This is a genomic window from Stenotrophomonas sp. Br8 (assembly GCF_014763005.1).
GTDB classification, from domain to species: Bacteria; Pseudomonadota; Gammaproteobacteria; order Xanthomonadales; family Xanthomonadaceae; genus Stenotrophomonas; species Stenotrophomonas lactitubi.
Genome location: NZ_JACGTN010000008.1, coordinates 196,228 through 219,732 on the forward strand (window position 1 = coordinate 196,228; position 23,505 = coordinate 219,732).

A 23,505-nucleotide genomic window follows, 5' to 3' on the forward strand; every position below is an offset into this window, starting at 1 on the left:
CTTGGTTGGCATGCGATCTACACCATCCCACCATTGGCGCGCAGCACCTGGCCATTGATCCAGCCGCCATCGGCACCGGCCAGGAACGCCACCGCACCGGCGATGTCTTCCGGCGTACCCAGCCGCTCCAAAGGATTCATCTTCGCCAGCCGCTCGATCAGCTCGGGCGACTTCCCGTCCAGGAACAGATCGGTGGCGGTCGGCCCGGGTGCCACCGCGTTCACGGTGATGCCGCGCCCACGCAGCTCCTTGCTGAGGATCGCCCCCATCGTCTCCACGGCGGCCTTGCTGGCGGCATACACGCTGTAGTTTTCCAGCTTGATGCCCACGACGCTGGTGCTCAGCGTGACGATGCGGCCACCATCGCGCACGCGCCGCGCGGCCTCGCGCAGCACATTGAATGCGCCCTTGAGGTTGATGCCGATCACGCGGTTGAACAATGCATCATCGCTATCCGCCAATGCGGCCAACTGCAGCACGCCGGCACTGTTGACCACCACGTCGATGCCACCAAAGCGCGCCTCGATCGCGTCGAACAGGGCATGCACAGCCTGCGGGTCCGCCACATCGGCCTGCAGGGCCATGGCGTGGCCGCCATGAGCGGTCAGTTCGGCAGCCAGTGCCTCAGCCTCTTCGCGGCGGCCGGCATAGTTGATCACCACGGTGTGGCCGTCGGCGGCCAGGCGGCGCGAGATCGCAGCGCCTATGCCACGGGAGCCGCCGGTGACCAGAGCGACAGAACGGGAAGCGGGGGAGGTCATGGCACATTCCAGAAGGTCACGCCGGGATGGCGCAGGGCCATCTTCGTCTCTCCGCCGTCGCGGATAATCATGGATAATCCGGAAACGTCATCCGGCCTGTCGAACAATGGATCGATTCACCGCCCTGCGTGCCTTCGTCCGGATCGTCGAGCGCCGCAGCTTCAGCCGTGCCGCCGAAGACCTGGGGCTGCCGCGTGCCACGGTGACCGACGCGATCAAGGCATTGGAGCAGCGCCTGGGCGTGCGCCTGCTGCACCGGACCACGCGCGTGGTGGTGCCGACGCTGGAAGGGGAAGCCTTCTATGGCCGCTGCCTGCGCCTGATCGCGGACATGGACGATGCCGAAGCCGCGTTCCGTGACGTGCCACCGCGCGGGCCACTGCGCATCGAAGTGCACGGTACGCTGGGGCGTCACCTGCTGTTCCCGCACCTGCCGGATTTCCTGCAACGTTACCCGGACATCGAACTGGAGGTCAGCGAGGGCGACCGCTATGTCGACCTGCTGCGCGAGGGAGTGGATGCGGCCATCCGCGTGGGCACCCTGGCCGACAGCGATCTGGCCGCGCGGCGCCTGGCGTTGCTGCGCGAGGTCACGGTGGCGTCGCCTGCCTACGTGCAGGCGCACGGGCAGCCGGAAAGCATCGCGTCGCTGGCAGCGGGACACCAGATGGTCGGCTACCGTTCCAGCGCCACCGGCCAGCTGATTCCGCTGGAGTTCCAGCAGGGCGGCCAGGTGCGTCATATGCCGTTGCCGGCACGCGTGCGGGTGTCCGGTGCCGACGCCTTCCTCGGTGCCGCGCTGGCCGGGTTGGGCATCATCCAGGCGCCGCGTTACCGGATGGACCCGTACATCGCGCGCGGGCAGCTGCTGGAGCTGCTGCCCGGGATGCCGCCCACGCCGAGCCCGGTCAGCCTGGTCTATCCGCGCAACCGCACGCCATCGCCACGGCTGCGTGTGTTCATCGACTGGGTGGCGGGTGTGTTCGAGCCGGAGCGCGCGCACGGCGGCCCATCCACGCATGGCGTGGATCTACTGGCGTAACCGTTCGAGTTGGCGACGCGTGGTGGCTCATCCACGCATGGCGTGGATTTACCGGCGTGGCCACGCTGACGGGGGGACGCCGACAACGCGGCGGAAGGCAGCGCTGAACTTGCTGGGATTGGCGTAGCCGCAGGCCATGGCCACCTCGGTCACGCTGAGGCCGCCCTGCAGCGCCTGCTGCGCCCACTGCATGCGGCGCTGGGTCAGGTAGGCATACGGTGGCATGCCGGTGGCGGCGCGCAGCGCGCGGCTGAAGGTGGTCGGTTCCATGCCGAGTACGCCGGCCAGTGCTGCGACATCCAGCGGCTGCGAACGGTGTTCCTCGATGAAGCCCTGCAGCTGGCGCAGCTGCCGCGATGACAGCGGTGCGGCCATGCGTGGCCGGGCGGGCGGATGGCCAGCCAGCTGGGCCAATCGCCGCACCACTACCTCTGCACCGAACTGCAGGAAGCCAGGCACGCAGGCGTCAACCTGTGCGCTCGACCATAGCGCGTGCAGTACGGAGGCGATGACCGGGTCGCGATGCAGTCGCAGGGAAAGGGAGGGGACGTCCGGGAAGCCGCCAAGGGTGTCACGCCACTGCGCGGTATCGATTGCCATTCCCAGCAGCTCCACCGCAGGGCTGGCGTAGTGTCCATGATCGCCGGGCAGTACCACGTTGAACTGGCCTGGATGCCACGGCGCCTGCAGGACGCCGCCAGTGGTCCGTTGGTACAGGTTGCCGCCACCGGCCAGCAGCAGGCCCAGGCGCAGCTGGTGCGGGTGCCCCATGGGGCCTTCGCTGGCCTGGAAGCCATGGCGCAGCAGAACGACCGAGCCATCCTCGCTGGTCACGGTTCTCTCCATGGGCTGGGCGACTTCCCGGTGCAACTGGTCGGCGAGGGCGAGCATGGCGGGTCCAGGAATGGAGCAGCGCTGACTGCAATGGAGTGGCGGCGAGCGTCGAATGTTACAGGATAACAGTTTGCGCCAGCCGGCCCGCCAGGCGCGTTTCCGTTCCTCATGAGGTTGCCCTTGAAAGTCCCCGTTTCCTCCGCTGCCCTCGTCGCAGCGTCGTTGCTCGTTCCTGTTCTTCCCGCCCACGCCCAGTCCGCCGATGCCACCACCCTCGATGGCGTGGTGGTCACCGGTTCCAAGCGCGACACGCCCTACCTGAAGAGTGACCTGTCGGTGACCGTGCTTGACCGGCAGGCGTTGAAAGAAGCCGGTGTCACAGAGTTCCGTGACCTGGACAAGCTGGCCCCCAACGTGAAGTTCAACGTGATGGGCCAGCTGAGCAACATGTTCATTTCCATCCGCGGCATCGAATCCAATCCTTTCCTGGTCAACCGTGCATCGGTCTACATCGATGGCATTCCGTTCCGCGAGCTGAGCAACGCGGTGCTCAACCAGGTGGAATCGGTCGAGGTGCTGCGGGGGCCGCAGGGAACCCTGTACGGCGCCAACAGCGAGTCGGGGCTGGTGCTGGTGCGCACGCGCGGCCCGGCCGATACCCGCGAGGGTGAGGTGAACGTGCGCAGCACCTGGTTCGGCAACGGCAACGGTACGGCCGTGGATGGCTTCCTGGCAGGCCCGCTGAGCAAGGACGGCACGCTGTCGGGCTCGGTGGCGTTCATGGGGTCCGATGAGGATGCCCACCTGAAGAACCTGACCCCGTACGGCGCGCGCGGCGAAGTGAAAGAGGGCTATCTGCAGGGCAAGCTGCGCTGGCGGCCCAGCGATTACGTGACCGTCAACGCCTTGGCCTATCACCTGCGCACGCGCGCACCAGGCATGTTCGAGTACGAGTACCTGCCGCTGGATACCGGCCTGTACAACCGCACCTATGGCGACCGCCTCAATGGTGGCCGCCATGCAGGTGATTTCACCTACATCAACGATGCGCCCAAGCGCACCGAAAAGGACGAGACCGTTGCCGGCCTCAGCGCGCAGTGGCAACTGCAGTCCGGCACCCTGGATGTCGCCGCCTCGTACCGCAGCGAGGAAACCACCTCGGCTGGCTATGACTTCGACATGACCGCCAGCTCCGCGTTGGCCGGCTACATCTACGACAAGAAGAATGCATGGAATGCCGAGGCGCGCTTCAGCTCGCCCAGCGACCAGGCGCTGACCTGGATGGCCGGTGTATCGGCCTATCGCATCGACAAGGATTCGATCCAGGGCACCTTCGTCGGCCCGGCGCTGCGCGGGCTGGACAGTTACAACCTGGCGCCGCGGCAGACCTCCAAGGGTGAGGACTACAGTGTTTTCGCGACCGCCAGCTACACGCTGCCGACATTGCCGAAGCTGACCGCCAGCCTCGGCATCCGCCACGAGCAGGCCCGCCGCTCCACCGAACAGCGGGCCGGATTCCTCGACCTGGGTGCGGGCGGCCTGGTGCGCTACCGCGACGCAGCCCTGGCGCATACGTTCTCAGCCACGTTGCCGCGCGTCTCGCTGCGCTATGACGCCAGCGATGATCTGTCGTTCTATGCGGCCTCGGCCAAGGGCTATATCCCCGGTGGCTTCAACCTGGCCGCCGCGCAGAGCGATGTGATCAACGACAAGGTGCTGCGCTACGAATCCGAACGCATGTGGAGCCATGAAGTAGGCTTCAAGATGAACCTGGCGGGCGGCCGTGGCCATATCGGCGGCGCCCTGTTCCATATCAGCTCGGACAACTGGCAGGAAATCCAGGTGGCCACCGATGCCAACGGCCGGCCGATCTCCTCCGACTACGTGGGCTCGGATGCCTCGATACGTTCGCGCGGTGCAGAGCTGGAAGGGGTGTTTGAAGTCGCGCCGGGGTTCACGGTGATGGCCAATGTCGGCTATGTCGATGCGACGTACACCAAGCTGTGGGTCAGCCCGCAGGAGAACCTGCACGGCAAGCGGGTCAAGCTGACGCCGCACTACACCGGCTACCTGGCCGCGCGGTATCAGTTCGATTCCGGCATCTATGCCCGGGTGGAATCGCAGTTCACCGGTTCCAGCGCGCTGGACGAGCGCAACCGCGCGTTCCAGCCGGCCGTGGCCGTACTGGGCGTGCAGCTGGGTTACGAGCGGGGCCCGTGGAGCACGCGCGTGTTCGTGCAGAACCTGACCGACAAGCGCCGCATCAACGGCCTGATCTTCGACAACCTGGCCTTCGGCCGCGATGGCAACTACTACGGGCCGGTGGACAGCCCGCGCATTGTCGGTGCCGAGGTCGGCTACCGGTTCTGAAGGGTCATCAGCCGGCGGACCGCAGGGCCCGCCGGTTGCGCAGATGTGCGACGGCCAGCATCACCCCTCCGCAGGCGGTGGCAGCGCCATGCCAGAGCAGCGATTCCTTCAACGGCAGGTACAGCGAGGCGGACAGCAGCAGGGTCGCGCCTGCAAGGGCCACGCACAGCGGCAGTGCGCGCTGATGGCGGCGCTGCCCGGCGGCGGTGCTGAGCAGGGCGATCGTCGAGGCCAGCAGCGCGAACAGCCATTCCCAGCGCGACATCACCAGCAGCGCGGTCATCGCCGCGTGGCCAGGGTGCTGGAACGAGCGCAGCGCCATCATCGCCGCGGGCGTGAAGGCCAGCAGCAGAGGCAGGGCCACGCAATGCGCGGCACAGGCCAGCGACAGCCAGGCGCCTGCCAGATCGAAGCGGGGATGCCAGCGTGCCGAAGCTGGCGGCTGGGTGCGGGCCCTTGCGGGCGAGGTCGGGATATGGTCCATAATGTTACATAGTAACAATACGGAGCTCCCCCATGAAACGTTCTGCCGCTCTTCTACTGCTGCTTGCTGCTCATTCTGCGAACGCCCACGACGTGCGCCATCACGATGCGCATGTCCATGGCCAGGCCGATGTCGATCTGGCCGTGGACCAGGGAACGCTGGAACTGGCACTGCGTGCGCCGGGCATCGGCATCCTCGACTTCGAACGACCACCTGCCGACAGCCGCGAACAGGCCGCGTTGGCGCGGGCACGGTCGATCCTGCAGAGCGGCAGCTGGGTCACGTTGCCGAGCGCTGCGCAGTGCCGGCTGGACCATGCCGAGGCGACTGCGGAGGGGTTTGCGCCAGTAGCAGTGACAACGCAGCCTGGCCAGCACACGCACGCCGGATTCACAGCAGCACTGCGCTACCACTGCGCCAACCCGGCGGCATTGCGTGGGCTGGCATTGCCGCTGCCGACGCTGTTTCCAGGTCTGCATGAGGTGATCGTCAATACCGCGACGTCGACCGGGCAAGGCCGCAGCGTGGTGACCGCCGACAGCCTGCGGGTGCCGCTGGCGCCATGAACGAGGCCGCCATCATCGACCTGCAGGGCGTGCAGTTCGGCTACGCAGACCGGGCAGTGCTGGACATCGCACAGCTGCAGGTAAGCGCGGGCAGCAGCGTGCTGCTGCGCGGCACCAGCGGCTCGGGCAAGAGCACGCTGCTGGGCCTGCTGGCAGGCATCCTGCTGCCGGGCAGCGGCAGCATCCGTGTCGCCGGTCATGCGGTGAACACGTTGGGCGCGGCCGCGCGTGATCGTTTCCGCGCCGATCAGCTGGGCGTGATCTTCCAGCAGTTCAACCTGCTGCCGTTCCTGAGCGTGCGCAACAACATCGCCCTTGGCGTGCGTTTCTCGCCGCTGCGCAACGCGCGCATCGACGGTGGGCTGGATGCCGAAATCGCGCGGCTGCTGCGCGCGCTGCAGCTGGACCCGGCACTGATGCCGCGTGCGGCAGGCACGCTCAGCGTCGGCCAGCAGCAGCGCGTTGCCGCTGCCCGTGCCTTGATCGGCCGCCCGGCGGTACTGCTGGCCGACGAACCTACCTCGGCGCTGGACCCCGACGCGGCCACGGCCTTCCTGCAGCTGATGTTTGCGCAGTGCCGCGCCGCCGGTACCACCGCGCTGGTGGTCAGCCACGATGACCGCCTGCAGCCGTTGTTCGACCAGGTGCTGTCGCTGGGTGATCTGAACCGGGCAGGGGGCGCACATGTTTGAGTTGGCCTGGGCCAGCCTGCGCAGCCGCGCCCTGAGCGTGAGCCTGACCGTGCTGGTCATCACTCTGAGCGTGGTCCTGCTGCTGGGCGTGGAACGCATCCGCACGCAGGCCCACGAGGGCTTTGCCAGCACCGTCTCGGGTACGGACCTGATCGTGGGTGCACGTTCGGGGCCGGTGAACCTGCTGCTGTATTCGGTGTTCCATATCGGCGACCCGACCAACAATGTGTCCTGGCAGTCCTACCAGGAACTGTCCGCGCTGCCGCAGGTGAAATGGGCAGTGCCGCTGTCATTGGGCGATTCCTGGCGGGGCTACCGGGTGATCGGCACCACTGCCGGCTACTTCGAACACTACCGGCATGGCGCAGGGCATCCGCTGGCATTCGCACAGGGCAAGCCGTTCGACGACCTGTATGACGCGGTGGTTGGTGCAGAAGTGGCACAGGCGGCGCACATCGGCGTGGGCGCTGACATCGTGCTGGCCCATGGCACTGGTGCGGTAACGCTGGCCACGCATGCCGACAAGCCGTTCCGTGTGGTCGGCATCCTGCAGCGGACCGGTACGCCAGTGGATTCTTCCGTGCTGGTGTCACTGCCGGCGATCGAGGCGATCCATGTCGACTGGCGCTCCGGCGTGCAGCTTCGCAGCCAGCACGTCAGTGCCGAGCAGGCACGCCAGCTCGACCTGACCCCGACCAGCATCACCGCCTTCATGCTCGGCCTGAACTCGCGCATCGCCACGTTCGGCGTGCAGCGCAGCATCAACGAGTATCCAGACGAAGCGTTGCAGGCGATCCTGCCCGGCGTGACCCTGCAGCAACTGTGGCAGTCGCTGGGTACCGCAGAGCGCGCGCTGCAGTTGATCAGTGCGATGGTGGTGCTGCTGGGCATGGTTTCGCTGATGGCGCTGCTGGTATCGACGCTGCAGGAGCGCCGCCGAGAGATGGCGGTGCTGCGCGCTACCGGTGCGCGTCCAGCCTATGTGGCCTGCCTGCTGGTCGTTGAAGCCGTGGCCACCGCTGCGATGGCCTGCGCGCTGGCGCTGGCCGTGCTGACCTGCGCCAGCGTGGTGGGGCGCAGCTGGGCGCTGGCCAATTTCGGTCTGTCGATCACCCACGTCTGGCCGGACGCGCGCGAACTGGCCTGGGTGGGCGGCGTGCTGCTGATCAGCGCGGTCGCAGGCCTGCTGCCTGCGCTGCTGGCCTACCGGCGCACCCTGGCCGATGGCCTGGCGCCTGCGTCATGAGCACGGGCGTCCGCGGGTTGCTGCTGGCTGCGGCCATGCTGCTGGTCGCCTGCACGCGGCCGACCGATACCGGCGTGCAGGCACTGCCTCCGTCGCCGGTGCGAGACAGTGCCCGCACCGAAAGCGAGCAGGAACTGGACTGGTTGCAGATGCTGCCGGGCGATGAACTGGCCGCACTGGAGCGCGGCGAGGGGCCGGAGGTGCAGCACAGCGGCAACCGGCGCATGGCCCAGTTCGGTACCTTCCGTACCGTGGACGCGGTACTGGATCGCGCGGTTCGGCTGCCGGGCTATGTCGTGCCTTTGGCCAATGCCGCAGATGGTCGACTGCTCGAATTCCTGTTCGTGCCGTACTACGGCGCGTGCATCCACGTGCCACCGCCGCCACCGAACCAGATCGTGCACGTGGTGCTGCCGCGGCCGATCGCCATGCCCGACATGTACTCGCCGTTCTTCCTGGCCGGCGTGCTGCGTGCCGAGCGGGTGGACGATGATCTTGCCGGCTCGGCCTACAGCATGGCCGACGCCGAATTGAGGCCTTATGAACCGTAGCGCGAAGGTGCTTGCCACTATGTTTGCCGGTGTTCTGCTGACCAGCTGTGGCCGGCCCGCCGTGGAGACCCCGCCACAGGCCAGCAACGCTGCCGCTTCGCCAGCGGCGCCGTCTGCAGTGATCGACCGCTGGGACGCGCTGATGCCCGGGGAGGACAGCTTCCAGCGTCCACCGCCGCAGATCGGGCTGTCGCGTGGCAACGGCATGGATGGGGTAGGCGGATTGATCGACGACACCGGTTCGGGTTCGCTGCCCGGGCAGGCCATCGATCATTCCAGCCCTCTGCGCGCGCAGCAGTTCGGCTCGTCGGCGGTGGTCGATGGCGTGGATGGCCGGACGCTGGACCTGGATGGCTATGTGGTGCCGCTGGCGATGAACGACGCGGGACAGGTGGACGAACTGCTGTTCGTGCCGTTCTATGGCGCGTGCATCCACGTACCGCCGCCACCGCCGAACCAGATCATCCATGTGACCCTGGCCACCCCGATCACGATGGGCGCGTTGTGGGACCCCTATCGGCTGTCAGGCCGCCTGCAGGTGAAGCACTTCGAGGCGGATATCGCCAGCGCGTCCTATGACGCAGCCGCGGCGACGCTTTCCGCGATCACCCGATGACCAGGCTCCGCGCACGCACCGTCGCGCTGCTGATGGTGGTGCTGCTGCTGGCAGGGACCGGCGTGGCGCTGCTGTGGAACGCAACGCACGCGCCCTCGCCACCGGCAGTGGCATTTCCCGCACCGGCGGCGAAAGCGCAGGCACGCATCGAACATCACATGGCTGCAGACAAGGCCTTTCGTGATGACCTGCTGTTCCTGCTGGTGGCGACGCTGCGCGACCGTTGCGAACCGGCGCAGGCGGGAGTGCTGGCACGCATGGCCAACCGTGCGTCACTGCCGGTGTTGGCGGCGGTGAGCACCGTGACCACGCAGGATGCGAGCCTGGACCGACCGATCTACCAGTACATCCAGCACCGCGCCGATGCCACCGGCTGCGGCCAGCCACTGCGCCTGCCGGCAGGCGATGGCGGCAGCATCGAGGTGGATATCGAACAGTACGCACGCACGTTCCCGGACAGCTACTTCGATCCGCAGCGCAGCAGTGCGCCGCGTGACTTCGGCGGGCGCACGCTGCCAGAACGCGCCGGCAACGCCTGCAACAGCGTGGTCTATTCGGTGCTGCCGCTGGGAGGGGGGGATTGGCGCTGCAGCACGCTGCGCAGCAACGCCCGTGCGCGGGTGCGTGCGCTGTGCGAAGACGCGATGCAGCGGCAGCACGGCCATCTGCGTGGCGAGCTGGATGCCGAAGTAGGCCAGGCCATGCAGGATCCGGTCGTGCAGGCGGTCGCTGCATTGCCCGCGGAATGCAGGTAAGCCAGGGCCGTGGCGCAGCGGGCAGGGCGCCTCCCGGAAGCTGAATGGCGTTCGCTGGGACATCCATAACTATACAGGACGTCCTGTATAGTTATGGGCGTACTCCTTCCCCCTCCAGGTTCCCATGGCTCTCTCCCAGCCCTTGGACGGTGCTCCGTCCCTGTCGCGCGCCCGACGCTGGTCGCTGCTGTTCACCGTCGCCGCCGGCCTGCTGCTGGTCACGTTGGACAATTCGGTGTTGTACACGGCGCTGCCGACCCTGACCGAGGAGCTCTCGGCCAGTGCCGGGCAGGCGTTGTGGATCATCAACGCCTATCCGCTGGTGATGGCCGGCCTGCTGCTGGGCGCTGGCACCTTGGGTGACCGCATCGGCCACCGGCGGATGTTCCTGATCGGCCTGGTGGTGTTCGGCATCGCTTCGTTGGCGGCCGCGTTCTCTGCGACCGCCGCGCAGCTGATTGCAGCGCGTGCCTTCCTCGCCGTGGGTGCGGCGGCGATGATGCCGGCCACGTTGGCATTGATCGGGCTCAGCTTCCATGAAGAGCGCGAGCGCAACATCGCCATCGCGATCTGGGGTTCGGTGGCCATCGTCGGTGCGGCACTGGGGCCGATCATCGGTGGCTGGCTGTTGCAGCACTTCTGGTGGGGCTCGGTATTCCTGATCAACGTGCCGGTGGTGGTGGTCGCCTTCATCGCGACCCTGGTGCTGGCGCCGGAAGGGCAGCGCGACAGCACGCGGCCGTGGGACCTGCTGTCCTCGTTGCTGGCACTGGCCGCGCTGTCCGGGCTGGTGCTGGCGATCAAGTCGCTGATCGCTACGCCGCCCTCGTACGGTGTCGGCGCGGTCTCGCTGCTGCTGGCGCTCATCGCCGGCTTCGCCTTCAGCCGCCGTCAGCAGCAGTTGCCCTATCCGCTGCTGGATTTCGCCATCTTCCGTAACCCGGCGTTCCTTGCAGGCACGCTGTCGGCAGTGTTCACCCTGTTTGCGATGGCCGGGCTGCAGCTGCTCACCACCCAGCGTTTCCAGCTGGTGGCCGGCCTCAGCCCATTGCAGGCGGGCCTGCTGGTATCGGTGGCGGCGCTGGGCAGCCTGCCCAGCGCGTTGCTGGGCGGCAGCGTGCTGCATCGGGTCGGCCTGCGTCCGTTGATCTGTGGCGGCCTTGCGGCTGGCGCGGTAGGTGTCGGGGTGGTGGCGCTGGGCTTCCCGCACGGTCTGGGCTGGGTGGTGGCCGGCATGGCGATCACCGGCTTCGGCATGGGCGCTGCGATCTCGGTAGCGTCCACCGCCATCCTCAACAACGTGCCGCCGCATCGTGCGGGCATGGCCTCGTCGGTGGAGGAGGTGTCCTACGAGTTCGGTGGCCTGCTGGCGGTCGCGCTGCTGGGCAGCCTGAGCGCTGCGATGTACGGCGCGTTCCTGCCGGAGTCGGCGGACATTCCGGCCGCCGCGCGCGAGGGGTTCACCCAGGCGTTGCACGTGGCGCGTGACACGGGGCAGGGTGAGTGGTTCGCCCTGGCCACCGCGGCCTACGATCGCGGTTACCAGATCGTGCTGCTGGTGATCAGCGCGGTGCTGGCGGCCGGCGCGGTGATCATCGCGCGCCTGCTGCGTGGACGTGCCGGTGGCCGCGACGGCGCTTCCGATCGCGTAAAATAGCGGCAATGAGAACCAGCAAGCGCGAGCGCATCCTCGACGCCGCCGTCAGCGTGATCAACCGCGACGGCGTGCGTGCGGTCACCTTTGAATCGGTGGCGGCCGAGGCGCAGTTGACCCGTGGCGGCCTGCTGTACCACTTCCCGTCGCGCGAAGCGTTGCTGCGCGGCATCGACGAGCACCTGGTGCAGAGCTGGGAAGCATCGATGGAGGCGCTGCTGGGCAAGTCGGCCGGCGAGGCCACTGCGCTGGAGCGCTACCAGACCTTCGTGCGCGTTTCGGCGCAGAGTGCTACCCGCGCTGAGCTGATGTTCATGCTCGACTCGGTGGACCCGGAATTCCCCAGCGACCGGCCGTGGGCACCGGTAGTGCAGCGCTGGGCGCCTTCGCCGCCGGCCGCCGGCAGCGACGACCCTGCGGCGCTGGATAATTTCGTGGCGCGGCTGGCCGCCGACGGCCTGTGGATCTACGAGGCCATGTACGAAGGGCAGCTGGACGAGAACGTGCGCGCTCAGTTGACCGAGCGGATCGGTGGGCTGCTCTCTCCCGAGCAGTCCCCGAAGGACTAGCCGCGGGCTACAGCGTCGCCAGCCACGCGCGGGGCGAGAGCCCCAGGCGTTTGCGGAACGCTTTGGACAGCGAGGCGGTATCCGCAAAGCCGACGTCGGTCGCAACGTGCTTGGCCGCCGCCCCCGCGCGCAGCTGCGTGCAGGCCAGGCTCAAACGCCAATCCAGCAGGTAGCTGGCCGGCGTGGTCTGCATCACATCCTTGAACACCGCTGCGAACGCGCTGCGCGACAGCCCGGCGATGGACGCCATCTTCGGCAGGGTCCAGGCCTGCTGCGGCGACTGGTGCAGGGCCACCAGCGTGCGTGCCAGGCGCACATCGGACAGCCCACGCATCAACCCGTGGCTTACCCCTGCAGCATCGGGATGATCGATCACCCAGCGCAGTACCTGGATCAGGGCAACCTCGAACAGTCGGTTGGTCAGCAGGCGTGAGCCGCAGCGCTGGCGGTCGGCTTCTGCGAACAGCAGGTGCAGGGTGCCGTCCAGTTCACCGATGGCCGACAGCGGCACCACCATCACCGGCGGCAGCGACTGGACGACGGGATTGCGTGCACCGCCGTCGAAATCCAGCGTGGCGCAGGTGAAATCAGGACCGTCCAGCGGCGCGTTGAGGAACACATGCCGCAGTGGCCGCGGGTACAACAGCAGGCTGGGGGCGGTGACCTTCAGCTGGCGCGTGATGCAGTCCGCGTCGGGGTGATGCACCTCCATTTCCCCCTTGCGCAGGATGTGCAGGAAGGCGCGTCCCGGCTGCGGTTCGAACACGTGCCGTCCGCACAGCGGGCCGGAATGGAACAGCGCTGCCTGTACCCGGAACCGTTCGAGCAGGGTCGACAGCCGGTCAGGCACATCGTCGGACGGTGGGAATGGGGGCGGCGTGGCGTTCATGGATGATTGGACAACATATCTGGAAATAAAGGCTCTATTCGTCCTGCGAGTCTACCTACGATGAGCCCATCGTCCAATCCCGGGCGCTATCGCAAGGAGTACTCCCATGTCCCGCATTCCCCTGATCGATCCGACCTCGACCACGCCCGAGCGCCAGGCCCTGCTGGGCCAGGTCCACGCCGCCTTCGGCGCCACGCCGGCGATGTTCCGTGCCGTGGCCAACTCGCCTGCCGCGCTGCAGAGCATGTGGGGCGCATTTGGCGCGCTGGGTGGCGGCCGTCTGTCGCCGCTGCTGGGTGAGCAGATCGCGGTGGCCATCGCCAACCGCAATGCCTGCGAATACTGCCTGGCCGCGCACACGGCGCTGGGGCGCAAGGCCGGCGCCAGTGGCGAACAGATGGCCGCTGCACAGATCGGCCAGTCCAGCGATCCGGCCACCGCCGCCGCCTTGGACTTCGCGCTGAAGGTGGTCGAGCAGCGTGCGCAGATTGCCGACGCTGACGTGCAGGCGCTGCGCGCGGCTGGTTTCGATGACGAGCAGATTGTGGAGATCCTGGCCCACGTAGCGCTCAATCTGTTCACCAACTACGTCAACGTGGCCTTTGACGTGCCGGTGGACTTCCCGAAGGTGGCGCTGCGCTGAGGCCGCGCCGTCAAGCAGGTGGGTGGCCGTGCAGGCCATCCCCCTGCAGCCGCTCCGGGTGGGTATACACGTTGAAGCCCCCTTCGCGGGCAAAACCCACCAGGCACAGCCCGGCGCTGCGGGCCAGATCGATGGCAAGCGCGGTGGGTGCCGAGACGGCGGCCAGTACGCTGGCACCGGCGCGTGCTGCCTTGCTGACCATTTCGTAGCTGGCACGGCTGGACACCACCAGCAGGCCGCCATCGATGCTGTGTTCGTTGTGGTGCAGCGCACCGATCAGCTTGTCCAGCGCGTTGTGGCGGCCCACGTCTTCGCGCACCCAGCCGATGCGGCCGCTGGCATCGGCCCACGCCGCTGCATGGGTCGAACCACTGGCAGCATTCATCGGCTGGTGCGGGGCCAACCCGGCCAGTGCCCGCTGCAGGGCAGCCGTCTGATAGGTGCGGCGGTCATTTACCGGCGGCAGCGGACGCAGCACGTCTTCCAGCTGACGCGCACCACACAGTCCGCAACCGCCACGACCAGGCAGCAGGCGGCCATTGTCGGGGTCCAGCCCTGCGCCAGGGGCGTTGGCGGACACGGTCATCTTCAGCTCGATGCCTTCCAGTTGTGGCTGCACCTCGGCGGACAGCAGCTGATCGGGGCGCTCGATCAATCCTTCGCTGAGCGAGAAACCCAGGGCGAAATCCTCCAGGTCGCACGGCGTGGCCATCATCACCGCGAAGGCGGCACCGTTGTAGCGCATCACCACCGGCACTTCTTCGGCGATCACGTCCACCTGTTGCTCCTGCCCTGTGCTGCGCCAGCGTTGCAGCGTGCGCAGTGCCGTGCCGGCGGGCGGAGGGGAGGGCGGCGTCGATCCTGGCATGCGGCACATCCTGGGCAAAGCAGAAGGGCAGGCTACGCCCGCAGAATAGCGCAGCCATCCAGTGAAGACGCGGCGGTAACCGTTGCCATGGCAGCCTGCGTTACCACAGCCGGGCTATGGCGCCGCGGTTGCCGGCGTGCTTGACTGGCCACGGCAGCCGGGCGCGGGCCCGGCACTGCAGGCAGGCACTCCACCAACGCAGGTTCCCGACCATGTCCGAACAGAAGCCGCCGCGTTACAAGCCCTACAACCAACCGGCAGGCGGCTGGGGGGCCGCCGGTGCGACCGCCAAGGTGCTGCTGCAGCAGAGCGTGATCGGCAAGGGATCGAAGGCACTGCTGGCGATGAACCAGCCGGGTGGCTTCAAGTGCCCCAGCTGCGCGTTCCCCGATGCCGACCACCGCAAGAAGCTGGAATTCTGCGAGAACGGCGCCAAGGCCTTGGCCTGGGAAGCGACCCAGCACCGAGTGACCCGCGAGCTGTTCGCCCAGCACACCGTCACCGAGCTGATGGCGCAGACCGACTATTGGCTGGAGCTGCAGGGCCGGTTGACCGAGCCGATGCGCTACGACGCCGCCACCGATCACTATGTTCCCTGCGAATGGGACGAGGCGTTCGCGCTGATCGGCCGGCATCTGCAGGCTTTGGATAACCCTGACCAAGCCGAGTTCTACACCTCCGGCCGCACGCCCAACGAGGCGGCGTTCCTGTATTCGATCTTCGTGCGCGAGTTCGGCACCAACAACTTCCCGGACTGCTCGAACATGTGCCACGAGCCGACCAGCCGTGGTCTGCCGCCGGTGATCGGCGTGGGCAAGGGCACCATCGTGCTGGACGACTTCGAACACGCCGAGGCGATCTTCGTGATGGGCCAGAACACCGGCACCAACTCGCCGCGGATGATGAGCAACCTGGTGGAAGCACGTAAACGCGGCGTGCCGATCGTGGCGGTCAACCCGATGCCCGAGCGTGCGCTGATCCGCTTCACCGAACCGCAGGACGTGGTGCAGATGGCCACGTTCGGTTCCACCGAGATCACCAGCGAGTTCGTGCACGTGCGCATCGGCGGCGACCTGGCGCTGATCAAGGGCATGATGAAGGTGATGTTCGAGCGCGAAGCGCAGGGCGAGCAGGTGCTGGATCATGCCTTCCTGGCCGAGCATACCGTTGGCCTGGAGGGACTGCGCGAAGACGTGCTGGCGCAGGACTGGGATGAGATCGTGCGGGTGTCGGGTATCGCGCAGGAGCAGATACGGCGCTGCGCGGAGATCTATATCCGTTCGCGTGCGACGGTCATCTGCTATGGAATGGGCTTGACCCAGCACCAGCAGGGTTCGCGGCTGCTGCAGCAAGTGGCCAACCTGCTGTTGCTGCGCGGAAACTTCGGCAAGCCGGGCGCGGGCATCGGCCCGATCCGCGGGCATTCCAACGTGCAGGGCGACCGCACGGTCGGCATCGATGAAAAGCCCACGGCGCGCTACCTGGATCGGGTGCAGCAGGTGTTCGGTTTTGATCCGCCACGCGAACATGGTCACCACGTGGTCGAGTCGATCGCGGCGATGCTGGATGGCAGCGCCAAGGTGTTCATCGGCATGGGCGGCAATTTCATCCATGCGGTGCCCGATACCGAACGCGCCTACGAAGCCATGCGCAAGCTGGAACTGACCGTAGGCATCGCCACCAAGCTCAATCGAGGTCATCTTGTGCATGGCCGCGACGCGCTGATCCTTCCGGTGGTGGCGCGTTCGGAGTGGATCCGCACACCATTGGGGGAACAGTTCGTCACCATCGAAGATGCGATGTCCAACGTGACGGCGTCGCGTGGTGTGCTGGAGCCGGCCAGCGAGCACGTGCTGCCGGAGGTGGAGATCGTCTGCCGCATGGCGATGGCGGCGTTGCCGGACAGCAAGGTTGACTGGGCCGCGTACATGCATGATTACGGCCCGATCCGCGACCTGATCGCCGCCGTCTACCCGGACATCTACGCAGGCTTCAACGAACGCATCCAGGCACTGCACGGCTTCCACCTGGATATTCCACCGCGCCGGCGCGTGTGGCCGACGCCGAACGGCAAGGCCAATATCCTGGTCATGCCGGGTCTGGAAGTGAACACGGTGGTCGATGACCCGGAGATGCTGCGGCTGGCCACGGTGCGTTCGCACGACCAGTACAACACCACCATCTACAGCTACAACGACCGCTACCGGGGCGTGTACAACGACCGCATGGTGGTGTTCATGAACATCGAAGACCGTCTGGCGCGCGGGCTCGGAAAGGAAGCCCTGGTGAGCCTGGAAACGATCAGCGACGATGGCGTGACGCGGCGAATCGAAGGCCTGACCGTGCTTGACTATCCGATGCCGCGCGGCGCGCTGGCGGGCTACTACCCGGAGCTGAACCCGCTGCTGCCGCTGGACTACTACGATCGGATCAGCGGTACGCCAGCGGCGAAATCCATTCCGGTACGGATGCGCGCGCAGGTCGAGGTGCCAGCGTAGAGGAGAGTCATGCCTGCTTGCCGGCGGGGCCGGTGGCGTCGAGTAGACTCGGCGCTAGCGGGCGCCCAGGTGTGGGTTGGTATCTTCGTCCAGGGCAAACGAACAACGGTAGTAGTCGGCGGTATCCCGCCACACCGCCAGGATGGGCTCCTGGATCTTTGTCACCAGTCCGCGGGCCGTTTCCCGATCATTGGCCTGGCAGGCGAAGTAGGCGAACGCCTGCTGGTTCCATTCGTCCGGGTAGCGCGCCAGGATGTCCTCGAAGCCGCGTTTCATGCTCGGCCAGTCGACGGCCGAATCGACGAACAGGCGTTTGCCATACTCATCCTGCGAGGCTACCCAGTAGATGCGCGCATACAGCATGTACTGATCGCGCGGCGGCGCCAAAGCCATGACCCGCCGTGCGTAGATCTCCAGGCCCTGTGCATCGCCACCCCATTTTGGCGCGAAGTAGCGGACGGCCGAGAAGTACAGCGGGTAATAACCGGGGAATCGCTTGATCCCTTCGTCGTGCAGTGCGATGAACTGCTCCAGTGGCCAGCTGCGCTCGATGGCGAGGTGTTCCATCAGCTCGTACCAGTATGGATCCGTCGAGACGACGGCCTTGTGCTGCTGCAGGTAGTCGATGGCTTGTTGCTGGTAGGTATTGAAGGGCCCCCAGTCTTGGTCCTTGACCGTGTTGGCATAGCCGCTGCCGCGAATGCTCCATGCGTGGCTGGACAGCATCCTGGCCATGGCCAGGTGCGCCGCTGGCGACTTCGGATGCCGTTCGATCCAGGTGCGCACGATCTTCTCGCGGCCAGCCCAGTAGGCGGGGTCGCGGTTGGTGATGCTGAACGCTCTGGAGATACCGGCGTAGTAGGTGGACAGTTTCCAGACGCCACTGCCGAAGCGCTGATCCGTCGTGCGGTAGCGTTCGCCCAGTCGTTCCAGCGTGGCGAAATCCTGCTTCTCGAACAGTTCCGTGGCCTGCCGGGTAACAGCGTGGCGATCAGTCAGTTCGTCGGCACGTATGGACGTGGCGGCGAAGAGCAGGACGAGCGCCAGCAGCGATCGCATGATTCCATTCATCGAGACAATTCCGTGTCCTGGAGTAGGCCCGAGCCTAGGGGCAGCGGCGCGACCGCCATATCGCCACAGACCGGGACGCCGCGCAAGTCCGGGACGAGTCAGCCAGCAGAACAGGCCGGCGGGTACCGCCCCTACGGTTTCTCGTTGCCGCTCAGCACGATGCTGCCGTCCAGCAGCACGGGAACCATCTGGGTCCAGCCCTTGGCGTTGTAGTCGAGGCTGACCAGGTACACCCAGCCGCGCGCTGCGTCTTCGTTATGCGCCGCCGCGCCGGCGGTGAAGCGCTGCAGGCTGACCTCGGAGACCACGAAGTCGTCGCCCGGATAACGCAGGCGTGCGTGGGCCAGCGCTGCCGCCGTCGCTTGATGTACCGACAGCGGCGGCTCGGCGCGCGCCGGGTCGAAGGCGGGCAGCGTATGCAACCGCGTCGCGCTCACCTGCCAGCGCTCATGGGTGTCGTCAGCATCGCCGCTGGACAGCACGGTCCATTGGCGTTCGCCTGCCATGACCGGAAAGCTCAGCAACGCAGACAGCAGGAGGGCGGCAGGGGCGCAGCGGGCAGGCATGGAAATGCTCCAATGAACGTCATCCATGATGACACCAGGCAGCGGCGACGGGTGCCTCGTGCGTCGGCTATCATCAGCCCGTGGATATATCCGGCCTGCTGCTGCGACTGATGCTGCTCCTGACCCTGGTGCTGAATGCACCGGCGCTGGCGCTTGCCTCGGGCGGCATCAACGGTCAGGCCAGCGATGGTCATTGGGGTGCGCCCCACGAGAGCGCCAACACTGCAATCTCTGCCGCGCCCGCCTGCTGCGATGAACGGGACGCAGGCGCGTGCAGCAGCGAGGGTTGCGAATGCGTGCCGGCCAGTGTGGCCATGCTGCCGTCGGCGGCAAGCGTTGCTGCATCGCCGCGACGTGCAGTGCCCGGCGAGGCGCTGCGACCCGGTCATCCCGCGCCTGCGCTGCCGCACCTGATCCGTCCGCCGATCGCCTGATCGCGCGCAGGCATTGCGTGCCTGCCGTCCTGCAGTACCCCCCCCCTCATTTACCTGACCCACGCGAATCCGTCGTGTGGGTGGCAGGCGCTCGCGCCTGCGATTGCAAAGGACAACCTGACATATGAACCGCACGCTTTCCCTGGGCCTGTTGCTTACCACCGTTCTGCTGGGCAGCGCCTGCGCGCGCGCCTCCGAAGAAGCCGTGTCCTCGTCCGCCTCGGCAACCGCAGCCGCAGCCGCAACCGCCTCGGCAGCCGCAGTGATGGCTGAGGCGACGATCGATCCGGAACTGCCGCTGGCGATCGTCCACAAGACGGCCAGTTGTGGTTGCTGTGGCGTGTGGGCCGACCACCTGAAAGCCGCAGGCTTCCCGGTTGAGATACGCGACACCGATGACATGCATCCGGTCAAGCAGCGCCTCGGCGTACCGGCCGGCAAGGCGTCCTGCCATACCGCCGAGATCGGTGGCTATGTGGTGGAAGGCCATATTCCTGCCAGCGACATCAAGCGCCTGCTGAAGGAACGGCCGACGGCGCGTGGCCTGGTGCTGCCGGGGATGCCGGCCGGATCTCCGGGCATGGAAATGCCTGATGGCTATGTGCAGCCGTATACCGTAGAGCTGGTGCTGGCCGATGGCAGCACCCAGCCCTTCGCACAGCACGGGCAGGGAGGCTGACAGTCAGTGGCGGTGCCGGTCGGTCTGACCGGCACCCTTCCACGCGGCCTGTGTAGAGCCGAGCCCACGCTCGGCTGCTTTCGGCCGGCAAGCCGAGCATCGGCTCGGCTCTACAGAATCAGCGGGCCCCGGCCGCTTGGCCAGCTGCGTGTCGAGCGCCCATTCGGCTGCATCCACGTAGTCCTTCTTCGGCGCGCCACGTGTAGAGCCGAGCCCACGCTCGGCTGCTTTCGGCCGGCAAGCCGAGCATCGGCTCGGCTACAGGATCAGCGGGCCCCGGCCGCTTCCTTGGCCAGCTGCGCGTCGAACTTCTTCTCGGCCTCATCCGCATAGGCCTTGCAGGTCAGGGCCTTGGCACCGGCCTTGGCCCCAGCGCTGTAGTTCCAGTTGCTGGCACCAGGATGCGGGGTCAGCAATTCGTCGCAGGGCAGCGCCCGCACCGTCGCGAAGCTGCGCTTGTAGTCCTCGATCAGGCGCGGATAGCGAGGGTTGTCCCTCAACTGGTAACCCGGTGCGCTCAGGCTGTCGGCGTAGACGATGCGCACGGGTTTTCCTTCACGGGTGTCGGTCCAGGTCCAGGCGGTGCTGCCCGGGGTGTGGCCGGGCACGAAGTGCGCGGTGAAGTCGATGCCACCGAGCGAGACCACCTCGCCGTCCATGATGATCCTGTCCGCGGTTGCCGGCGGATAGGTGATGCCGTCGCCGAAGTGCAGGTCGTTGCTGCCCCCGCGCGCCAGCAGCACCGCCGATTCTGCATTGGCCACGATCTGCGCAGCGGTGCCGCGCTTGAGCGCAGCAACCGGGCCGGCGTGGTCGGCATGGGCATGGCTGAGCAGGATCAGGCGCAGATCCTGCGGCGCAACACCGCGCGCTTTCATGTTGCGCAGCAGGTGGTCGGCCATCTGCGGCATGCCGCCATCGAGCAGCACCGCGCCCTGCGGCGTCTGCACCAGCAGCGCGGTCAGGTCTTCGGTGCCGACCTGCCAGGTGTGGTCGGCAATCTGCAGCGGCACCATCGGCTGCAGCCAGGACGCATCCACGGTGTAGGCACGCAGCTGTGGAAGCGGCGGTTCGGCGGCAGAAGCCGCAGCGGGAAGCAGGGCAGCGAGCGTGATGGCGAGGGTCTGCAGGCGCATGGGTGGACACCGATGAAGGAGGCCCAGAAACTAGCATGGGCCTCCTTCGTCGCGTCACGCATAGATTTCATGGCACCCATAAGGGCGGCATGTCTCAGTAGCGGTACTGCCATCCCAGCGTCAGCACACGTCCGCGCCCTGCAAAATAGCTCGGGTTGGATGGCGTGGTCTGCGAGTAGTAGGTGATGTACTGCTTGTTGGCGAGGTTCTGCACGCCCAGGGTGAAGCTGCTCTTGTCCAGCGCATAGCGGGCGACCAGGTCGAACGTGGTGTAGCCCTTGAAACTGGCCACCGGCACGCCGCGCAGGTCGAAGTCGCGGTCGAAGGCATGGCTGGCCTGCAGGCGGGTGCTGAGCTGCGAGGTCCAGCTCTGTTCCCAGAACGCGGTCAGCCGGTTCGGGGCGATGTTGACGCCCGCCAGGTCGCTTTCCAGTTGACCATCCAGATTGGCGTCGTAGCGGCCATTGGCGCGGGCATAGCCCAGGCCAAGGCGGCTGTCGCCCAGGCGCAGGCGGAGGTTGGTCTCGAAGCCTTCCACCCGCGTAGCCTGGCGCTGCACGTTGTAGGCATCGATGCCGGCGTCATAGACCAGTACCGAACCCAGCTTGGATTCGGAAGTGTAGTACGCGATATCGCCGCTGAAGCGACCATCGTCATATTCCAGTCCGATCTCGCGGTTGTCCGACACCACCGGCGACAGGTCCACCAGGTTGTCCACGCGCTGGCCATCGCGGTTGATCGCGCGCAGCACGCGGCCAACGTCGGCCACGGTGTAGCCCTCCGAGTACGACGCGTAGGCGTTGAGGCGATCGTTGATGTACCAGACCGCGCCGAAATTGGGCAGCGTCTCGCTCATCGTCGGTTTGCCACCGGCCACCTTGCGTGCGCCGTAGCGGGGCAGGGTGGTGTAGTCGCCCACTTCCAGTTCGCCCTTTTCGTAACGCAGGCCAGCGGACAGCATGACGTGGTCGGTGGGCCACCACTGCAGCTGCAACAGCGGCGACAGGCTCTGGTAGGTCGTCAGCGGTACCCAGTTCAGGCCGCTGGCCAACAATACCTGGTGGGTGCGGTCGCGCAGGCCATCCAGGCCCAGGGTGACGTCCAGCGACGTGTCGCCGATGCGGCGCCAGCTCTGGGTCAGCTTGAAGCCGCGCTTGTCCGACTCGTTCTGGGTCTGGTCCCAAGCGGCGTTGGCACCCGTGTTGCCCCACGGGTCCCACTGGCTGGCGCCGTAACGCCCTTCGAAATCAACCGCGAAGGCCTGCGCCAGGAACTGGCCGCCGAACAGATCGGCGTTGCTGTAGTCCAGGGTCAGCGAGCGTGAGCGGTTCATCGGCGGATCGAGCGGCGTATCGCCGGGTACCGACGTGGCCGGGCGACCGGTACGGAAGTTGCCATCCACCGGCAGGTAATTGTCCAGGCCACGCAGTTCGTAGCGATTGGCCATCAACTGCAGGCGCTGGCCTTCGGCGATGTTCCAGCCAAGCTTGGCGAAGATGTTGATCGAGGTCGAATCCATCAGTTCGCCCTGCGCATTGGTGCCGATCGCACGGCCATCGCCGTCGTAGTAAAGGCCCTGCCGCTCATGGGCCAGGCCGGCAACGAGGTCGAACTGTTCGCCGCGGATACCCACCAGTGCCGAAGCACGCTGGCCATCATCATCGCGGCGGCCCGGCGAGGCGGCGGTGAGCGAGAGGTTGCTGTCCAGCAGGAAAGCACCCGGTTCGCTCGGCGCGCTGCGGGTGATGATGTTGACGATGCCACCGGTGCCGCCGATACCCTGCAGCGCGTTGGCACCGTGGATCACTTCGATGCGTTCGATCATCGCCGGATCGATGGTGTGCGAGTCACGCGAGCCGTCGCGCAGCGGCGTGGATTGCGGCACGCCGTCGACCATGTACAGGATGCCGCGCCCGCGCATGCTTTCGCCATAGTTGGACATCTTCTCGCGCGCCGGGGCGAAGGCCGGGATCTGCGAGGACAGTACGCGCGACACATCCGAGCCCAGTGCCAGCTGTTGCTGGATGTCCTCACGGGTAAGCACGGTGATGGTGTTGGGCATGGCGGTCTCGCCCTGCGGCATGCGCGCGGTGGACGCCGACACGGTCACTCTGCCGAGTGAGGTCGCAGCTGCCGCCGTTGCTGCCGTGCGCGGGCCATCTGCTTTTGCCGCCGGCTTCGCGGTTGCGACCGCACTGCGGATCACGAATACGCCTGGCGAGCGTTCCTCGACGTCCAGGCCTTGGCCGGCAATCAGCCGTTGCAGTGCCTCGCGCGGGGCATAGCGGCCGTCCAGTGCTGGCGCCTGGCGGCCAGCAACGCTGTCCGCAGCGAACAGCAGCTGGATGCCGCTCTGCCTGGCTACCGCATTGAGTGACTGCTGCAGCGGGGCCGCCGGAAGATGGACGTCCACCGTCGTGGGGGTGGACTGCGCCGCCACCGGAAGGGCGGCGCACAGGCTGACGGCCAGCAGGGCAGGCGTCAGGCGGCGCAGGGCGGCGGGCAGGGCAATGCGGATCATGCGGGGTCCTTCAGAGGGGTTCAAGCAGCAGCCGGATGAGCAGGGCCACAACCCACCCTC

23 protein-coding genes are annotated in these 23,505 nt (G+C 66.9%); 14 read left to right on the forward strand and 9 right to left on the reverse strand.

The features are described 5' to 3' along the window. Positions 1–17: 17 nt before the first annotated feature. Positions 18–761: an SDR family oxidoreductase gene (locus tag H3005_RS08960; RefSeq protein ID WP_191077978.1), complete on the reverse strand. Its 744-nt coding sequence runs from the start codon at positions 759–761 to the stop codon at positions 18–20. Between the two features lie 106 nt (positions 762–867). Here H3005_RS08960 and H3005_RS08965 point away from each other — a divergent pair, with 106 nt between their 5' ends. Further along, entirely contained in the window at positions 868–1,803 is a 936-nt protein-coding gene (locus H3005_RS08965) for a LysR family transcriptional regulator (RefSeq protein ID WP_191077979.1), read from the forward strand. 48 nt (positions 1,804–1,851) lie between these two features. Here H3005_RS08965 and H3005_RS08970 read toward each other — a convergent pair whose 3' ends face one another. Beyond that, entirely contained in the window at positions 1,852–2,694 is an 843-nt protein-coding gene (locus tag H3005_RS08970; RefSeq protein ID WP_191077980.1) for an AraC family transcriptional regulator, read from the reverse strand. A gap of 123 nt (positions 2,695–2,817) precedes the next feature. Between H3005_RS08970 and H3005_RS08975 the strand changes: the two genes are divergently transcribed. After that, the gene (locus tag H3005_RS08975) at positions 2,818–5,007 is read left to right on the forward strand and encodes a TonB-dependent receptor (RefSeq protein ID WP_223880151.1); all 2,190 of its coding nucleotides are present in this window, start codon (positions 2,818–2,820) and stop codon (positions 5,005–5,007) included. Between the two features lie 7 nt (positions 5,008–5,014). Here H3005_RS08975 and H3005_RS08980 read toward each other — a convergent pair whose 3' ends face one another. After that, positions 5,015–5,491: a MerC domain-containing protein gene (locus H3005_RS08980; protein WP_191077981.1), complete on the reverse strand. Its 477-nt coding sequence runs from the start codon at positions 5,489–5,491 to the stop codon at positions 5,015–5,017. 32 nt (positions 5,492–5,523) lie between these two features. On the opposite strand from H3005_RS08980, the gene H3005_RS08985 reads away from it, so the two are divergent. The 8 genes from H3005_RS08985 to H3005_RS09020 all read left to right on the forward strand — a co-directional run bounded on the left by H3005_RS08985 (position 5,524) and on the right by H3005_RS09020 (position 12,140). Next, positions 5,524–6,057 (forward strand): DUF2796 domain-containing protein, encoded by a 534-nt coding sequence (locus H3005_RS08985; RefSeq protein WP_191077982.1) that lies wholly within the window; start codon positions 5,524–5,526, stop codon positions 6,055–6,057. Further along, the gene (locus H3005_RS08990) at positions 6,054–6,749 is read left to right on the forward strand and encodes an ATP-binding cassette domain-containing protein (RefSeq protein WP_191077983.1); all 696 of its coding nucleotides are present in this window, start codon (positions 6,054–6,056) and stop codon (positions 6,747–6,749) included. The genes H3005_RS08985 and H3005_RS08990 overlap by 4 nt, the downstream gene beginning before the upstream one ends. Beyond that, complete coding sequence (locus H3005_RS08995; RefSeq protein ID WP_100465539.1) at positions 6,742–7,995, forward strand: ABC transporter permease; 1,254 nt, start codon at positions 6,742–6,744, stop codon at positions 7,993–7,995. Before H3005_RS08990 ends, H3005_RS08995 begins: the two co-directional genes overlap by 8 nt. Beyond that, a complete protein-coding gene (locus H3005_RS09000; protein WP_191077984.1) occupies positions 7,992–8,546 on the forward strand; it encodes a DUF3299 domain-containing protein in 555 nt (184 codons plus the stop codon). Before H3005_RS08995 ends, H3005_RS09000 begins: the two co-directional genes overlap by 4 nt. Positions 8,547–8,565: 19 nt before the next feature. After that, positions 8,566–9,162 carry a DUF3299 domain-containing protein gene (locus H3005_RS09005; RefSeq protein WP_191078063.1) on the forward strand — a complete coding sequence of 199 codons (597 nt, stop codon included), beginning with the start codon at positions 8,566–8,568 and terminating at the stop codon, positions 9,160–9,162. 32 nt (positions 9,163–9,194) lie between these two features. Beyond that, positions 9,195–9,917 (forward strand): hypothetical protein, encoded by a 723-nt coding sequence (locus H3005_RS09010; protein WP_191078064.1) that lies wholly within the window; start codon positions 9,195–9,197, stop codon positions 9,915–9,917. Between the two features lie 124 nt (positions 9,918–10,041). Further along, a complete protein-coding gene (locus H3005_RS09015) occupies positions 10,042–11,574 on the forward strand; it encodes an MFS transporter (protein ID WP_191077985.1) in 1,533 nt (510 codons plus the stop codon). A gap of 5 nt (positions 11,575–11,579) precedes the next feature. Further along, positions 11,580–12,140, forward strand: a complete 561-nt coding sequence (locus tag H3005_RS09020) for a TetR/AcrR family transcriptional regulator (RefSeq protein ID WP_180167211.1) — start codon at positions 11,580–11,582, stop codon at positions 12,138–12,140. A 7-nt stretch (positions 12,141–12,147) separates the two neighbouring features. On the opposite strand, the gene H3005_RS09025 is transcribed toward H3005_RS09020, so the two are convergent. Then, the gene (locus H3005_RS09025; RefSeq protein WP_191077986.1) at positions 12,148–13,029 is read right to left on the reverse strand and encodes an AraC family transcriptional regulator; all 882 of its coding nucleotides are present in this window, start codon (positions 13,027–13,029) and stop codon (positions 12,148–12,150) included. 106 nt (positions 13,030–13,135) lie between these two features. Between H3005_RS09025 and H3005_RS09030 the strand changes: the two genes are divergently transcribed. Beyond that, positions 13,136–13,672 (forward strand): peroxidase-related enzyme, encoded by a 537-nt coding sequence (locus H3005_RS09030; protein ID WP_099818599.1) that lies wholly within the window; start codon positions 13,136–13,138, stop codon positions 13,670–13,672. Positions 13,673–13,682: 10 nt separating this feature from the next. On the opposite strand, the gene fdhD is transcribed toward H3005_RS09030, so the two are convergent. Then, positions 13,683–14,540: a formate dehydrogenase accessory sulfurtransferase FdhD gene (fdhD, locus tag H3005_RS09035; RefSeq protein ID WP_100552627.1), complete on the reverse strand. Its 858-nt coding sequence runs from the start codon at positions 14,538–14,540 to the stop codon at positions 13,683–13,685. A 212-nt stretch (positions 14,541–14,752) separates the two neighbouring features. On the opposite strand from fdhD, the gene H3005_RS09040 reads away from it, so the two are divergent. Beyond that, positions 14,753–17,038, forward strand: coding sequence for an FdhF/YdeP family oxidoreductase (locus tag H3005_RS09040; protein ID WP_191077987.1), 2,286 nt, complete (start codon positions 14,753–14,755; stop codon positions 17,036–17,038). A 54-nt stretch (positions 17,039–17,092) separates the two neighbouring features. On the opposite strand, the gene H3005_RS09045 is transcribed toward H3005_RS09040, so the two are convergent. Together H3005_RS09045 and H3005_RS09050 are read right to left on the reverse strand one after the other, a co-directional pair. Next, positions 17,093–18,097 (reverse strand): DUF4034 domain-containing protein, encoded by a 1,005-nt coding sequence (locus tag H3005_RS09045; RefSeq protein WP_223880152.1) that lies wholly within the window; start codon positions 18,095–18,097, stop codon positions 17,093–17,095. A gap of 143 nt (positions 18,098–18,240) precedes the next feature. Further along, the gene (locus H3005_RS09050) at positions 18,241–18,675 is read right to left on the reverse strand and encodes a hypothetical protein (protein ID WP_191077989.1); all 435 of its coding nucleotides are present in this window, start codon (positions 18,673–18,675) and stop codon (positions 18,241–18,243) included. Between the two features lie 80 nt (positions 18,676–18,755). Here H3005_RS09050 and H3005_RS09055 point away from each other — a divergent pair, with 80 nt between their 5' ends. Further along, positions 18,756–19,109, forward strand: coding sequence for a CopL family metal-binding regulatory protein (locus H3005_RS09055; protein ID WP_331273756.1), 354 nt, complete (start codon positions 18,756–18,758; stop codon positions 19,107–19,109). A 124-nt stretch (positions 19,110–19,233) separates the two neighbouring features. Continuing rightward, the gene (locus tag H3005_RS09060) at positions 19,234–19,788 is read left to right on the forward strand and encodes a DUF411 domain-containing protein (RefSeq protein ID WP_191077991.1); all 555 of its coding nucleotides are present in this window, start codon (positions 19,234–19,236) and stop codon (positions 19,786–19,788) included. A gap of 266 nt (positions 19,789–20,054) precedes the next feature. Here H3005_RS09060 and blaL1 read toward each other — a convergent pair whose 3' ends face one another. Continuing rightward, complete coding sequence (gene blaL1 / locus H3005_RS09065; protein ID WP_191077992.1) at positions 20,055–20,924, reverse strand: L1 family subclass B3 metallo-beta-lactamase; 870 nt, start codon at positions 20,922–20,924, stop codon at positions 20,055–20,057. A 94-nt stretch (positions 20,925–21,018) separates the two neighbouring features. Continuing rightward, positions 21,019–23,445 carry a TonB-dependent receptor gene (locus tag H3005_RS09070; RefSeq protein ID WP_191077993.1) on the reverse strand — a complete coding sequence of 809 codons (2,427 nt, stop codon included), beginning with the start codon at positions 23,443–23,445 and terminating at the stop codon, positions 21,019–21,021. Positions 23,446–23,505: the final 60 nt, after the last annotated feature.

What these genes read in the sequence shown, in the direction of transcription:
- H3005_RS08980 (WP_191077981.1), bottom strand. Translation starts at nt 5,491, where the DNA reads ATGGACCATATCCCGACCTCGCCCGCAAGGGCCCGCACCCAGCCGCCA.
- H3005_RS09025 (WP_191077986.1), bottom strand. Translation starts at nt 13,029, where the DNA reads ATGAACGCCACGCCGCCCCCATTCCCACCGTCCGACGATGTGCCTGAC.
- H3005_RS09000 (WP_191077984.1), top strand. Translation starts at nt 7,992, where the DNA reads ATGAGCACGGGCGTCCGCGGGTTGCTGCTGGCTGCGGCCATGCTGCTG.
- H3005_RS09050 (WP_191077989.1), bottom strand. Translation starts at nt 18,675, where the DNA reads ATGCCTGCCCGCTGCGCCCCTGCCGCCCTCCTGCTGTCTGCGTTGCTG.
- H3005_RS09060 (WP_191077991.1), top strand. Translation starts at nt 19,234, where the DNA reads ATGAACCGCACGCTTTCCCTGGGCCTGTTGCTTACCACCGTTCTGCTG.
- H3005_RS09070 (WP_191077993.1), bottom strand. Translation starts at nt 23,445, where the DNA reads ATGATCCGCATTGCCCTGCCCGCCGCCCTGCGCCGCCTGACGCCTGCC.
- H3005_RS08970 (WP_191077980.1), bottom strand. Translation starts at nt 2,694, where the DNA reads ATGCTCGCCCTCGCCGACCAGTTGCACCGGGAAGTCGCCCAGCCCATG.
- blaL1 (WP_191077992.1), bottom strand. Translation starts at nt 20,924, where the DNA reads ATGCGCCTGCAGACCCTCGCCATCACGCTCGCTGCCCTGCTTCCCGCT.
- H3005_RS08965 (WP_191077979.1), top strand. Translation starts at nt 868, where the DNA reads ATGGATCGATTCACCGCCCTGCGTGCCTTCGTCCGGATCGTCGAGCGC.
- H3005_RS09040 (WP_191077987.1), top strand. Translation starts at nt 14,753, where the DNA reads ATGTCCGAACAGAAGCCGCCGCGTTACAAGCCCTACAACCAACCGGCA.
- H3005_RS09045 (WP_223880152.1), bottom strand. Translation starts at nt 18,097, where the DNA reads ATGCGATCGCTGCTGGCGCTCGTCCTGCTCTTCGCCGCCACGTCCATA.
- H3005_RS08985 (WP_191077982.1), top strand. Translation starts at nt 5,524, where the DNA reads ATGAAACGTTCTGCCGCTCTTCTACTGCTGCTTGCTGCTCATTCTGCG.
- H3005_RS09010 (WP_191078064.1), top strand. Translation starts at nt 9,195, where the DNA reads ATGGTGGTGCTGCTGCTGGCAGGGACCGGCGTGGCGCTGCTGTGGAAC.
- H3005_RS08990 (WP_191077983.1), top strand. Translation starts at nt 6,054, where the DNA reads ATGAACGAGGCCGCCATCATCGACCTGCAGGGCGTGCAGTTCGGCTAC.
- H3005_RS09030 (WP_099818599.1), top strand. Translation starts at nt 13,136, where the DNA reads ATGTCCCGCATTCCCCTGATCGATCCGACCTCGACCACGCCCGAGCGC.
- H3005_RS09005 (WP_191078063.1), top strand. Translation starts at nt 8,566, where the DNA reads ATGTTTGCCGGTGTTCTGCTGACCAGCTGTGGCCGGCCCGCCGTGGAG.
- H3005_RS09020 (WP_180167211.1), top strand. Translation starts at nt 11,580, where the DNA reads ATGAGAACCAGCAAGCGCGAGCGCATCCTCGACGCCGCCGTCAGCGTG.
- H3005_RS09015 (WP_191077985.1), top strand. Translation starts at nt 10,042, where the DNA reads ATGGCTCTCTCCCAGCCCTTGGACGGTGCTCCGTCCCTGTCGCGCGCC.
- H3005_RS08960 (WP_191077978.1), bottom strand. Translation starts at nt 761, where the DNA reads ATGACCTCCCCCGCTTCCCGTTCTGTCGCTCTGGTCACCGGCGGCTCC.
- H3005_RS08995 (WP_100465539.1), top strand. Translation starts at nt 6,742, where the DNA reads ATGTTTGAGTTGGCCTGGGCCAGCCTGCGCAGCCGCGCCCTGAGCGTG.
- fdhD (WP_100552627.1), bottom strand. Translation starts at nt 14,540, where the DNA reads ATGCCAGGATCGACGCCGCCCTCCCCTCCGCCCGCCGGCACGGCACTG.